Origin of the sequence: Helicobacter cetorum, from assembly GCF_900198405.1 — a bacterium.
Taxonomy (GTDB): domain Bacteria; phylum Campylobacterota; class Campylobacteria; order Campylobacterales; family Helicobacteraceae; genus Helicobacter; species Helicobacter cetorum_C.
The window spans coordinates 1-13265 of record NZ_FZMR01000004.1 but is presented as its reverse complement, the minus strand read 5'-3'; the positions used below and the strand labels follow the sequence as shown (position 1 = coordinate 13265).

Sequence of the window (13265 nt, the reverse complement as noted above, 5' to 3'; positions counted from 1 at the left end):
ATGAGATTTTTTTAAAAACTAGCCCAAACGCTTTTGTGCGATTGAAAAATACTCTTTTTCTAATTCTATACCGATAAATTTGCGCCCTAAATTTTTACATGCTAGACCGGTTGTGCCACTCCCCATAAAGGGGTCTAGCACAATATCATTAGCCTTAGTGTGTATAGAAATAATTTTTTCCATTAAAGCTAGGCTTTTTTGTGTGGGGTGCTTAGTTCTTTCAATTCCGCTCACTACTGGGCTTTTTAAAATTAAAGGGCGTAAATATTTTTCACTACTAGGTTTATTAAAAGTCCATTTAGCCCCTTTTTTAACCGCCCATAAAGCAAATTCGCTATCTTGCACATAACGCCGATTTGTGTTTCTAGGCATAGGATTAGTCTTAACCCACTGGATAAAATCTTTTACTATTAGGCCATTTTCTTCTAAAAAAGTAGCGATATAGCTTATAAATCTATACGAGCAAAAAATAACCATACAGCCATTTTTAGAAACTAAGGGGGCGTAGTGTTTAATCCATTCTAAAAGCTTAAAATTTTTATCCCATTCTCCAAAATCTATGCCTTGCCTTTTAGCGCTTTTTAGGGTAGAAAAATTATTTTTAACCGAAATGTTATAAGGGGGGTCAGTGATTATGGCATCTACTTTTAAATTTTGTTGTTTAAAGTCTTTTATGATTTCAAAGGCGTTAGCGTTGTAAATTTGTATCATTATTTTATGCTTTTTAAAAGAGCTTTTCCTAAGGCTAGGGCTAAGAGCGGAGGCACAGCGTTACCGATTTGCTTGCAAATGCTTGTTTTATTGCCATAAAAAATATAATTATCCTTAAAACTTTGTATCCTAGCGGCTTCTCTTGGCGTGATAGAGCGGTGTAATTCTGGGTGAGAGTTTGTGCCATTGCTTGGGGTATCAAACCTTGTATCAATCGTAGGGCTTAACTTAGACCAAGCTAAACGCCCCCATGTGCTTTTAAATTGTTGTTTGCCATGCAGGTTTTTGGGGAGGTAGTTTTTGCCTTGCTCGCTAGGGATAAGCTTTAATTTTTCTAAAGCCACTTTGCTATGATTAGTCGCTTGGTGGTTATAGAGTTTTTTACTATTTTCTCGCATTAAAGCTTGATAACTAGACTCAACTGGGTTTAAATAAGCGCTTTCAAACGCACCTTCATTAGAATTAAGATAAGCTAAATCACTAATAGCCTCTTTTATATCCACGCTTTTACAAATTTCTAAATGATTAAAATCAAAACTAAAATTTAAAGCTCCGACAATAAAAGCCCTTTCTCTACTTTGAGGCACACCATAATCTTTAGCATTTAGGATTTTATAACTTAATTGATACCCTAAGGCGTTAAACTGCGCCTTGATTTCTTCTAAAAAATAGCCTTTAGCACACGAAATTAAGTTTTTCACATTTTCAATGATAAAAATCTCAGGTTTTAAGGATTTTACAATTTCTATATATTCTAAAAATAAAAAATTTCTAGGGTCTTTGAGACCTAAATTTTTCCCTTTATTAGAAAAGCCTTGGCAAGGTGGCCCGCCAATTATCATATTGATTTTTAAATTTTTAGCGTGTTGTATCACTTCTTTTTTAATGTCTTGTTGTGTAATATCCCCACAAATACAAATAGCGTTTTTATGGTTGTTTTTAAAAGTGTTTAAGGCTTGTTTGTCAAAATCTAGTCCTATTAAAGTTTTAAATTCTCTTAATTGTTCTAACCCAGCACTAAACCCCCCAGCCCCACAAAATAAATCTAAAATTCTATAATTCATTTTAGGCTTTCATAAATGTTATCAATAAGCGTTGAAAAATCATTAGTATTAAAACGCAATTGTGCGAATTCTAAATTATCTTTGTTATGGTTTAAAATATTTGTAATTAAGTGTTTTTGATGCTCTTTACTACTAGCCCCTCTTTTTAAAGCCCTATGACAAGTAGGACAAAGCTTAGCGAGATTGTCTAACACATCTAATTCTTTGTCTTTACCTAAAGAAATAACATGGTGTATTTCGGTATAGTAAGCGTTAGGGTCTTGTGTGATTTTGTATAAAGGCAAAGAGATAAAACTTCTTACTTTAATATCATAATCATCACAACATGCACTGCAAAGATTAGGCGTAAAAAGGCGGTAAAAATTGATGATTTTGCTATCTCGCTTAAACTCGTCGCTATGTTCTAAAGACCATAATTGATTTCTTAAATTTTCAATGCTTTTATTATCTAAATCTTGTTGGTAAATATTTTTAAAATAAAAATGGGTGCGTTCTGTAAAGCCATTACCACGATAAGTGGTTGTGGGCTTAAAATCTAGTTTGTAATAACCGCTTTCAAAAGTGAGAGTATTTTTTAAAATATAATTAACAATTTGTGCTTTATAGGGGTTAAATAGCCCAATAAAGTGTAAATACCAATTTAAATAAATCCTAAATTGAGCGTTACGCTGATTAATGCCTTGTGTGTATTGAAATTGCAATTCTCTAAAATTAAAATTTAATACTTCACTAGGGATATTCAAATTATCTATTAAGTAATTGAATTTTTTAAACTCTAAGGAATTATGGAAAAAATAATCCAAAGTTAAAAAATTGCGTTGCGTGTCAATACTACCCCTACTTTCAAAGAAACCACTTAAAAAGAGTTTTTGATTAGGGGTGATTGAATGAGAATTTTCAGGGTTAAAAAAGTCATTATCTATGAGTAAATTTAAAAGTTTCTTGTAAAATGAATTTTCATTTAAATTCAAGTTGTTTTCTAAGACAAAAACAAAAGTGCCTTTAACTTTTGTAAGTTTCTCATTATTAAATTGCCAAATTTTATGCACACTTAAGGTATTAAGAGCGTTTAAAACTTGTTCTTTGCTTTCTTCATAGTCGCTGACAAATTTTGAAGATTTGTAAGAACATACCCCATAAATACGACCATTTTTAATTTGAAAACGGCTAAACAACACCCCCAAATTAAAGAGGTCTATTTGATTTAAAAAGCTAGAAACAAGCAATCAATAACCTTTGATTTTTTAAAAGGATTATAAAATAGCATTAGTTAGTTTTAGTTTAAAGGATTTAAAATGTGTGCTAACAAGGTATAATCTTAAGAAAAATAACACATAAAGACAAAAATAATGATTTTAAGTATTGAAAGTTCTTGTGATGACAGCTCTTTAGCTCTTACGGATATAAAGAGTGCTAAACTCATCGCTCATTTTAAAATCTCTCAAGAAAAGCACCATAGTGTTTATGGGGGCGTTGTGCCTGAACTTGCATCACGCCTTCATGCTGAGAGTTTGCCCTTATTGTTAGAACGCATTAAAATGAGCTTAAATAATGATTTTTCTAAGCTTAAAGCCATAGCTATTACGAGTCAGCCGGGTTTGAGTGTAACCTTAATAGAAGGTTTGATGATGGCAAAAGCCTTGAGCTTGTCTTTAAATTTACCCTTAATTTTAGAAGACCATTTGAGAGGGCATGTGTATTCGCTCTTTATCAATGAAAAGCAAACTTGTATGCCTTTAAGCGTGCTACTGGTTTCAGGGGGGCATTCTTTGATTTTAGAGGCTAGTTGCTATGAAGACATTAAAATCATGGCTTCTAGTTTAGATGATAGCTTTGGAGAGAGCTTTGACAAGGTTTCTAAAATGCTAAATTTAGGCTATCCGGGAGGTCCTATAGTAGAAAAATTAGCCCTTGATTACTCGTATAAAAATGAGCCTTTAATGTTTCCCATTCCTTTAAGAAATAGCCCACAAATAGCCTTTAGCTTTTCAGGTTTAAAAAATGCGGTGCGTTTAGAGATTGAAAAAAACGCTCACAATTTAAACCATGAAGTAAAAAGTAAGATTTGCTATCATTTTCAAAGTGTAGCGATAGAGCATTTAATCGCTCAGATTAAACGCTATTTTAAAACCAAACGCCCCAAAATTTTTGGCATTGTGGGAGGAGCGAGTCAAAATCTAGCCTTAAGAAAGGCGTTTGAAAATTTATGTAGTGCATTTGATTGCAAGCTTGTTTTAGCTCCTTTAGAATTTTGTAGTGATAATGCAGCCATGATAGGGCGAGCAAGTCTAGAAGCTTATAAAATGGAAAAATTTACCCCTTTAGAAAAGGCGGATATTTCGCCAAGAACGCTATTAAGGAATATAGAATGTTAAAAACTTATTTACAAGAACTTAAGGGAATTGATAATAACACCAACGAACACACTTACCGCCCTGAATTACACACTCTACTAAAAAAGCTCATTAAAAAATTCAATAGCGAATATGAGCTAGAACACGAGCCACGCCGAGACAATCAAGGAAGAGGGGCACCTGATTTTCGTATTTATTACAAAGGGCTTAATGTAGGCTATGTAGAAAATAAGCGTTTAGGAACGAATTTAAATAGCCTAGTTAATGGCGAACAAGTCGCTAAATATTTAGAATTAAGTCCTAACTTGATATTAACAGATTATCTTAATTTTATTTGGGTTAAAAAAGATGAAAGGAATAATCCTTATGTGGTTAAAGAAATACAAGTCGCTAGTAAAGAAGAATTGGCGTTATCAAAACCCAATCTTAAAAAAGAACAAAACCTTGTTGAACTTTTTAATGAATTTTTAAATCAAGAAGTTAATCAAATCACTACCGCAAAAGATTTTGCCACTCATTTAAGCATACGCACTCGTTATTTAAAAGATTCTTTAATCATAAACCAAGAAAACTCTGATATTGAAATGATTTTTAATAATTTTAGAGAATATCTATACAAAGAGCTAAGTTTTAATGACTTTAGCGATTCATTCGCTCAAACGCTCACTTATAGCCTCTTTTTAGCTAAACTCAATAATCCTAACCAAAAAATCAACCTTGATAATGTTAAACGCTTAATCCCTAAAAATTTTTCGCTCATTAGAGAAATGGCGAACTTTTTAGGCAATTTGAATGAAATTAAAGAGATTAAATGGCTTTTAGAAGAAATCATTACTTTAATCAATTATATTGATGTAGGTAGCATTGTTAGAGATTTGAATAATTATAAAGATAATGAGAGTAAAGACCCTTATTTACACTTTTATGAAACTTTTTTAAGTGTTTATGACCCTGAATTACGAGAGGGAAAAGGCGTGTATTATACCCCTAGTTTTGTAGTAAAATTTATTATCCATTCTTTAGATAGCCTTTTGTCCAAGCATTTTAAAAATATTGCCCCTAAAGGTTTATCTAGTGCCTTAGATAATGAAAATATCACGCTTTTAGATTTTGCTACAGGCACAGGCACTTTTTTATTAGAAGCGTTTAGAAAAGCGCTAGATATTTCTCAAAAAGAAAAAAATAGCCCCAAATACAAGCCTAAAAACCTTTTAAAACAATTCTTTGGCTTTGAATTTTTAATCGCTCCTTATGCTATCGCCCATTTAAAAAATGATTTAAACAGCTACCGCTCTTTTGATTTTTACTACACCTAATTATATTCGGTAAATCAAAGTCTTTTATCACTTAATCCAAGAGGCGAAGTCTTTAAGCACATGTTGCCCCCACACTAGAAAAATTAGGGGTGCGTTAAAACAAAAATTTAAACTCAGTTGTTTGAAAACTACTGCATAAAAAGAATGGAGAACAAACCAAATGAAAAGGTTTTATGGTGGTTTATGCCTTATTCTCATTCAAACAACAACAAATTAATAACTTAGCGATGAAATTATATCTTGCTATAGGGGGTAAGATATACTATTTTATTTTGACAACTAAGGTGTCCTTAATGCCATTATTGTTTTTACTGATGCTTTTTATTTCAAAAATGGCATCATATTTTCTCAAAAACTCACCCCATGAATTTGAGCCAAAGTTTTTTGCAATATAACTTGCATTCTTTTTCCGCAACGCATCACCCAAATTACTCGCAAGCATATATCCATTATCTTGTTTATTTTCTTCTATGGTATTTTTTATTACCTCTAAAATCACTTCATCTTGTATGGTTCTTTGTTTTTCAAGATTGATAAAAGTTGTATAAGTTTTTCCAATCCAATTAGGTGCTTTTGACTGCTCTCCAAAACCGATAAAATCAAAACCCTTTGATTTTGCAGTGATAATCAAATCTCTAAAATCGCCATCACTAGACACCAAAGCAATGGTATCAATATGGTCTTGATTGATTGTTTCAAGTATGGCTCTTTGTATTCTTAAATCGCAAGAATTTTTCCCGGTTTTACTAAACACTTGTATAGGTTCTATGGCAAACTTTTCATGCAATTTTCTATCCCAAGCCTTAGTGCTGTTTGATTCCAAATTGCTGTCCCAATCTTTAAACGATTGTCGGATAATCACTTCACCACGATTTTGCAATTCGTTAAATACAAAGTCAACATATTCTGCAGATACATTTTCGCAGTCAAAAAATACTGCTATTTTATTTTCTTTTTTCATGGTCGCTCTATTTTACAATTTATAATCATAATTATACTTTCATAATACTTATAATCATCATTATTTAGATTGCAAATAGTGCTTTATAAAAGTGTGAGTTAAGATAGAAAACAAATTTTTTAAACATTTCACAACCCTAAAAAAGGTTTGAAATTTTAAAAGAGATAAGCACAAGGGAGCTTTAATTCCCTTGTTTTTTAAAAATGCGTTTTACTCCACTTCTGCATCAATCACATCATCATCTTTTTTCTTAGTCCCTTCGGTATTATTTTTATTTGCCATAGCCTCGCCTAGTTTTTGAGCCACTTGAGCTAAGGCCTTAGATTTATCTTCAAGCTCAGCTTTAGTAGCGTTATCATTTTTAACACAATCTTTAAGAGCGTTAATCGCATTTTGAATCTCATTCACATCATTTTCATTCAAATTCGCTTTATGCTCATCAAGGCTCTTTTGCGTTTGGTGTGCAAGACTATCGGCTTGATTTCTTGCTTCAATAACTTCTTTTCTTCTAGCGTCTTCTTCTTTATGCAACTCAGCGTCTTTAACCATTTTTTCAATTTCACTATCAGATAAGCCACTAGAACCAGAAATTTTAATCTCTTGGCTTTTGCCAGTATTTTTATCTTGTGCAGATACGGTTAAGATACCATTAGCGTCAATATCAAAGGTTACTTCAATTTGAGGCACACCCCTTGGAGCTGGAGCAATGCCTTGCAAATCAAATTTACCCAAAGATTTATTGTCTCTAGCTAATTCTCTTTCACCTTGTAAAACCATAATAGACACAGCCGGTTGGTTATCTTCTGCAGTGGAGAACACTTGAGATTTTTTAGCAGGAATAGTAGTGCCTCTATCAATGACCTTGGTCATCACGCCCCCTAAAGTCTCAATCCCTAGGCTTAATGGTGTAACATCTAATAAAAGCACATCTTTCACATCGCCTTTTAACACGCCCCCTTGAATGCTCGCACCCACAGCTACGACTTCATCAGGATTCACACTCTTATTCAAGTCTTTGTTGATAAATTCTTTTACCCTTTCTTGAACCTTAGGAATACGAGTGGAACCACCCACCATAACCACTTCTGAAATCTCATTCTTAGATAGCCCTGCATCTTTAATCACGCTTTCAATCTTAGAAATAGTCTCTTCCACTAAATCTTCTGTCAAACTTTCAAATTTAGCCCTAGTAAGCTTTTTTACCAAGTGCTTAGGTCCTGTAGCGTCTGCTGTGATGAAAGGCAGATTGATTTCAGTTTCAGTTGCAGAGCTTAATTCTTTCTTGGCGTTTTCAGCGGCTTCTTTTAGGCGTTGGAGCGCCATAACATCGTTTTTAATCTCAATGCCTGTTTCATCTTTAAATTCACTTGCTAGAAAATCAATCACACGATTATCAAAATCATCGCCCCCTAAGAATGCATCGCCCCCTGTGGCTAAAACTTCTACGACATTATCGCCCGTTTCTAACACGGTAACATCAAAAGTTCCCCCACCCAAATCATAAACCATGATTTTTTCGCTCTCTTTTTTATCTAAGCCATAAGCTAATGCCGCAGAAGTAGGCTCATTGATAATTCTTAAAACATTAAGCCCCGCAATGGTGCCTGCCTCTTTAGTCGCTTTTCTTTGGCTATCGTTAAAATAAGCCGGAACAGTGATAACCGCCTCTGTAACGCTCTCTCCTAAATAACTCTCAGCATCTTCTTTAAGTTTCATTAAAATTTTGGCTGAAATCTCTTGGGGGGTATAAACCTTGCCTGCAATTTCAATCGCACAAGCTCCATTTCTATCTACAATCTTATAAGGCAAGCGTTTTTCAGCCTCTTTAGCCTTGTCTTCATTAAACATCAAGCCCATAATTCTCTTAATAGAATAAATAGTCTTTTCTGGGTTAGTAACCGCTTGTCTTTTAGCACTCTCACCCACTAAAATTTCGCCCTTATCGGTGAATGCTACAATAGATGGAGTGGTGTTTTTACCTTCCTTATTAGCAATAATCTTAGCTTCATTACCTTCATACACAGCCATTGCAGAGTTGGTTGTCCCTAAATCAATTCCAATAACTTTTCCCATGTGTTATCCTTTCTTTATAAAATAAATTTAATCACTCTTAATTAGTCATTTTTAGCAATGCTTACCATTGCAGGTCTTAAAACCCTTTCTTTATACTTGTAACCCTTTTGTAAAACTTGCACGATTTGTCCATTTTCTTTCTCTTGGCTTTTAACTTGCATAATCGCATTGTGAAAATTAGGGTCAAATTCTTCTAAACATTCAATCCCTTCAATGCCATGCTTGGCTAAAACTTCGTGCAACTTTTCAATCGTAAGTTCCAAGCCTTTAGAAATCGCACTTTCTTGATTCTCTTCTGTGGCACTCTTATGGGCTCCAAGAAGCGCGTCAATCACAGGCAATAAATCTAGTGCGATTTTTTCATACGCATATTCTAATGCCATGCTCTTGTCTTTTTCTAAGCGTTTTTTCACATTCTCAAAATCCGCATGCACTCTTAAATACTCTTCGTGCATTTCTTTGTATTTAAGCTCAAAATTTTCTTCATCTTTTGGCTCTTTTTGTGCATGATTTTCTTGGCTCTCGCCTTTATCATCTTGGTTTTCATCACAAGCACAACCACAAGGGGTTTCATCTTGCTTTTGGTCATGTTCTTGCTGGTTTTTGCAACAATCTTTCATACCTTTCCTCCTTAAGAAATGGTTTTAAAAAAATGCGTATAGTCGCATTCTAATTTTCCAAAGCATAGCAGTTTAGCACCCAAATTATTGAGCGAACACACCACTAGCATGCTGTTAGGCTCTATAAAATGCAAGCCCTCTTTCAAACGCTCTAAGATTCTGCCATCTAGCACCTCAAAAAACAAGGCACTTTGTATAAGTGGCTCTAATTTTGGCGTATTAAAGCGTGAGAGATTAGAATATTCTAAGTTCTCTAGCTGTTTGGCCAAACTTAGAGCATTTACAGAAATGGCGATTTGACGCACTTCTATAGCGCTCTTGCCTACAAGTTTTTGCAAAAAATCTTGCATTTTAGCACTATAATCTAGAACGCAAGCAAACGCCTTAAAATCTATAATCAGAAAGCGTTTTTCATATGCTATGACAGCATTTAAGCACGCTAGATTAGGTCTTTTAACTAGGCTAAAGATACCAAATCGTTCGCTCGCCTCTTTTAAGGCTTTTTCTTTTAAGTCTAATGGCTCTAATCTTAATGACCTTTGCCAATATTCTTTTAATGCCTTAGAAGTCGGTAAGCGTGCACTACTACAATGGGCTTGTTTCAACGCTCCCTCTTTAGAGAGGGCTTGAAAATAATTCCTAATGGTCGCGCAAGATACCTTTAAATCTAGGGCTTCTTTCAAGCGTTTGGAGCTAATGGGTTCTAAGGTTTGCACATAGTGTTTGACAAACAAATCTAAGATGCTCTCTTTTTTACCCATTCAAATAAACCTCAAAGCTAAACTTTTTAAACACCATTAAAATTAAAAATCTCGTTAGTTCATACTAGTTTGATGAAACAACGAGTGAATTGTAGCATAAAAAGTTAATAAATTATCACTTGATTGCTAAAAACGCTAAAAATTATGGGATTTTTCTTATAAGTTTAGTTTAGTAGTATAAAGTTTAATGATAGTAACTAAGTAATAATTACTTAGTATATTGATTTAACTTAATCAAGTTTTCAAGGTTAGGATAAATTAGGTTAAAACTTGTTATCATGCCAAGCATGAACATGCACACTAGAGGGATTGACACCGATTTAATTGTTGCGCTCAAAGATATTTCCTTGTCTATGTTTAGGAAAGGTTTTTTTGGACTTTATCAAGGCTCCATATCAGCACGAATTGGCACAAATCAATTTATCATCAATAAAAGAGATGCAGTATTTGACCATCTTAATGAAAATACTTTGCTGGTTTTGCATGATAAGGTGGATTATCGCTGGAGAGAGGCTAGTATTGATTCATCAATCCATGCAAGTGTTTATCAAGAATTTTTGGATGCTAAATTCATTGCGTATGCAAGACCGCCTTATAGCTTGGCTTATTCTTTAAGGCATGAGAAACTATTGCCTAGAGATTATTTAGGGCATAGGTTTTTAGGCGAAGAAGTGCCTATCTATGACCCTAGAGATTATGATAATTGGTATGAAAGGGCTAATATTGAAATTTTACGCCAATTACAAGAGAGTGGGAAGTTTTTTGTATTCATTAAGGGGTGTGGGATTTTTGCCTACCATAGGGAGTTGCATGGGCTTATGGAAATTTTTGATTTGATTGAAAATTCATGCAAGGTTTTACGATTAGGCGATTTAATGGATTGTTGCTATAATGGCGACGAACGCTTTAATATTTAAATGAGGATAACTTATGAATATTAACACTAATTACTACACCCCAAACTTTACCCAACTCCAAACCCTAAACGATATTAATGGTGATAGCAATATTAGAGATAGAAGTCAAGCAGAACAAAACATAGAAAAAACGAGCGCTCAAGATGGCTTTTCTTCTGCTAATTCTAACAACGCTCCTAATTTTGACAGACTACAAGCCTTAGAAACTATCAATAATGATGGGAGTATCCAAGATAAATCTTTAGTAGAACCCACGCTTTTAGACTCTAATGGGGAAAATGTGGAGCAAATCTATAACAGACCCCATTTAGATGTTTATACCTAAGTTTATCAAGTGTTTATGGCATTGTTTTTTGTGATGCTGTTTTGCTTTTAAGGGGTTTTGTAGCTCAGTTAGTGGAATATCTGCTTTATATACAGAATTTTTTAAGCGTTTCTCTTTGCGTTCTTTAGGTTTCTAGCTTTAAAAACACGATTTTTTACCCCCCCTTTATGCTACAATTAAAACTTATTTTTATTCCATTCGTAAAATCATTTAAAAAAGGAAATTTCTTAATGTTTCATAACAGATTAAAATTTTTTAGTGCTTTAAGTTTAAGTTTATCTCTAGCTAGTTCTTTAATGGTTGAAGAAAGTGCTTGGTTTTTAGGGGCTAACTATCAAATGGCACAAATGAGTCAAAGTTCTACTATGACTAATCCAAACTACAACCCCAACAATTCTTTGGGGGGGGGGGGGGTAACACCTTTGCTCCATTAAGTGATAAACGATTGCTAAATATAGACAATTTAAAACTTCTTAACAAGCAACAATTGCAAGCTCTAAAACAACAAATTAAAACTTTAGGAAAACAGAATAATCCTAGTTATTATGTCCAACAAAGCGTAATTGATTTTTTAGAACATATTCAAGATAGCTCTATTTTAACAAAAAACCATTCTTTAAAAAACCTTGTGAGACTTTTACAATATAGCGTAGGGCTTGAGCCTTATGCAAATCTAACAAACACCTATGTTCAAAACCTTTTTATGCCTCTATACTATACTAGAAAAATTTTAAAAGAGTTAAAAAATGATAAAAATATAGACCAAAAAAGTCCTGCCTATTTGGATACTATCAATCTTTTGCAAAACATTCAAATTAGCTGGATATCATCTATTGATTCAAATTGTAGTGCTATATGTTATTCCGTATTACCCTATGTTGCCGATTCAATGGATGTCTATGATAACAACAATACTATTTTTAAAAAACTCAATAAATTATTTACACCCTTAACAAATGGTTCAAATATTTCTGTAACCAAGCGTTCTGCAATAATCCAACAAGCTATTAAAGAAATTGATTTAGCTATCAATCAGCTTGCTCAAGCAACACAAGGTAACCCAAATTACAATCCTAAATTTACGCCAAATGTCAATAATTATTATGGACGTCTAGTAGGTCCTAGTCAAGGGGTTTTAGGAACAAAAATTTTAGAAACCTTTAAAGAAATTTTAGAACAAAAATCAAGTATAGATTATACCCCATTATTAATTATTGAAGCCTTTAATCAACCCCAAAGTTCTAACCCACCAAGTCAAACTTCAGGAACTTTAAGTCAACAACTACTCTCTGCAATCCAATCAAGCATATATAATCCTTCTTATACCATTACTAAAAATACCATTGTTCACTACCCCTATAATGCTAAACCCGATAATACACATTCTAGCCAAACAATCAATTCTCCCTCAGCTTTGCAAACCATTCTACAAACAATTAATAACCCCCATCTCAATAAAATTTATGCCCAAATTCCCAAGCTTTATGCACAAATTTATCTCAATGGTAATTTCAAAAATGATTCAAGCGCCTTAGCCGCTTACTATGATTCTATTATTCCTATTTTGAACGAATTACAAGAATCATTAACAAACATGCCAACCTCAAAAGAAACTACATCAGCTCTATTTGCTATCAATCAATTATTTACTCTAAATGGTAATTTATATAATGACATACAAGCTACTATGCAAACAAATAATCCTATTTTTAAGATTGCTAGCTGGGCTTGTTCTGTTTTTTGCGATATTGAAGGCACGCAAGGATTTGGACAATATTTTAATTCTATCCCCATTGTCAATGCAAAAGGTATCAGCAACAAACAACTTTATCAAGATATCTTGCAATGGTTTAGTGAATTAAGCAATCTTATTAGCTCTCTTATGTCTAATAATAACCAACAAATAGGTATAGCTGTCAATAAGTTTTCAAACTACTACAATACCATGTGGAGTAAATACCCCCATTTCCAACAAGGTAGTATAGCAGTAACAAACAATACGGCTAATTCAGATGCACAATGGAGTTATCCCAACAAAGACCAAATCAAGCAAATCCTTAACAACATCAACGCATCTCTTCCCAAAGCCGACCAACAAGCCTTGCATTTTACTTTTATGGCTTTACCCCCCAAACTCAACACTTATAACGAATTACAATCTTC

Annotated in this window: 12 protein-coding genes and 1 pseudogene; 6 read left to right on the top strand and 7 right to left on the bottom strand. The window is 33.6% G+C overall.

Features of this window, described 5'->3' with window-relative positions:
- Nucleotides 1-18: 18 nt before the first annotated feature.
- Genes C6H25_RS01690 through C6H25_RS01680 form a run of 3 tightly spaced genes read right to left on the bottom strand, consistent with a single transcriptional unit; the run spans nucleotide 19 to nucleotide 3001 of the window.
- Nucleotides 19-711, bottom strand: a complete 693-nt coding sequence (locus C6H25_RS01690; protein ID WP_104747766.1) for a DNA-methyltransferase — start codon at nucleotides 709-711, stop codon at nucleotides 19-21.
- The gene (locus tag C6H25_RS01685) at nucleotides 711-1775 is read right to left on the bottom strand and encodes a DNA cytosine methyltransferase (RefSeq protein ID WP_104747765.1); all 1065 of its coding nucleotides are present in this window, start codon (nucleotides 1773-1775) and stop codon (nucleotides 711-713) included. Before C6H25_RS01685 ends, C6H25_RS01690 begins: the two co-directional genes overlap by 1 nt.
- Complete coding sequence (locus C6H25_RS01680; protein ID WP_104747764.1) at nucleotides 1772-3001, bottom strand: HNH endonuclease; 1230 nt, start codon at nucleotides 2999-3001, stop codon at nucleotides 1772-1774. Before C6H25_RS01680 ends, C6H25_RS01685 begins: the two co-directional genes overlap by 4 nt.
- Before the next feature lie 123 nt (nucleotides 3002-3124).
- On the opposite strand from C6H25_RS01680, the gene tsaD reads away from it, so the two are divergent.
- Nucleotides 3125-4150, top strand: a complete 1026-nt coding sequence (gene tsaD / locus C6H25_RS01675; protein ID WP_104747763.1) for a tRNA (adenosine(37)-N6)-threonylcarbamoyltransferase complex transferase subunit TsaD — start codon at nucleotides 3125-3127, stop codon at nucleotides 4148-4150.
- A pseudogene (locus tag C6H25_RS01670) lies at nucleotides 4144-5397 on the top strand (N-6 DNA methylase); the annotation flags it as partial. The gene tsaD and the pseudogene C6H25_RS01670, both read left to right, overlap by 7 nt.
- 310 nt (nucleotides 5398-5707) lie before the next feature.
- On the opposite strand, the gene C6H25_RS01665 reads toward C6H25_RS01670, so the two are convergent.
- The 4 genes from C6H25_RS01665 to C6H25_RS01650 all read right to left on the bottom strand — a co-directional run bounded on the left by C6H25_RS01665 (nucleotide 5708) and on the right by C6H25_RS01650 (nucleotide 9860).
- Nucleotides 5708-6406 (bottom strand): NYN domain-containing protein, encoded by a 699-nt coding sequence (locus C6H25_RS01665; RefSeq protein ID WP_104747761.1) that lies wholly within the window; start codon nucleotides 6404-6406, stop codon nucleotides 5708-5710.
- Between the two features lie 210 nt (nucleotides 6407-6616).
- Nucleotides 6617-8479 (bottom strand): molecular chaperone DnaK, encoded by a 1863-nt coding sequence (gene dnaK / locus C6H25_RS01660; protein WP_104747760.1) that lies wholly within the window; start codon nucleotides 8477-8479, stop codon nucleotides 6617-6619.
- A 41-nt stretch (nucleotides 8480-8520) separates the two neighbouring features.
- The gene (gene grpE, locus C6H25_RS01655; RefSeq protein ID WP_104747759.1) at nucleotides 8521-9099 is read right to left on the bottom strand and encodes a nucleotide exchange factor GrpE; all 579 of its coding nucleotides are present in this window, start codon (nucleotides 9097-9099) and stop codon (nucleotides 8521-8523) included.
- 11 nt (nucleotides 9100-9110) lie between these two features.
- Nucleotides 9111-9860, bottom strand: coding sequence for an HrcA family transcriptional regulator (locus C6H25_RS01650; protein WP_104747758.1), 750 nt, complete (start codon nucleotides 9858-9860; stop codon nucleotides 9111-9113).
- Between the two features lie 278 nt (nucleotides 9861-10138).
- Between C6H25_RS01650 and C6H25_RS01645 the strand changes: the two genes are divergently transcribed.
- The 4 genes from C6H25_RS01645 to C6H25_RS01630 form a co-directional block, all read left to right on the top strand.
- The gene (locus C6H25_RS01645; RefSeq protein WP_104747757.1) at nucleotides 10139-10777 is read left to right on the top strand and encodes a class II aldolase and adducin N-terminal domain-containing protein; all 639 of its coding nucleotides are present in this window, start codon (nucleotides 10139-10141) and stop codon (nucleotides 10775-10777) included.
- A 13-nt stretch (nucleotides 10778-10790) separates the two neighbouring features.
- Nucleotides 10791-11102 (top strand): hypothetical protein, encoded by a 312-nt coding sequence (locus tag C6H25_RS01640; protein WP_104747756.1) that lies wholly within the window; start codon nucleotides 10791-10793, stop codon nucleotides 11100-11102.
- 230 nt (nucleotides 11103-11332) lie between these two features.
- Nucleotides 11333-11536: a hypothetical protein gene (locus tag C6H25_RS01635; RefSeq protein ID WP_104747755.1), complete on the top strand. Its 204-nt coding sequence runs from the start codon at nucleotides 11333-11335 to the stop codon at nucleotides 11534-11536.
- Nucleotides 11537-11589: 53 nt separating this feature from the next.
- Nucleotides 11590-13265, top strand: a 1676-nt coding sequence (locus C6H25_RS01630; protein ID WP_158653850.1) for a hypothetical protein, incomplete at its 3' end; no start/stop codon positions are given.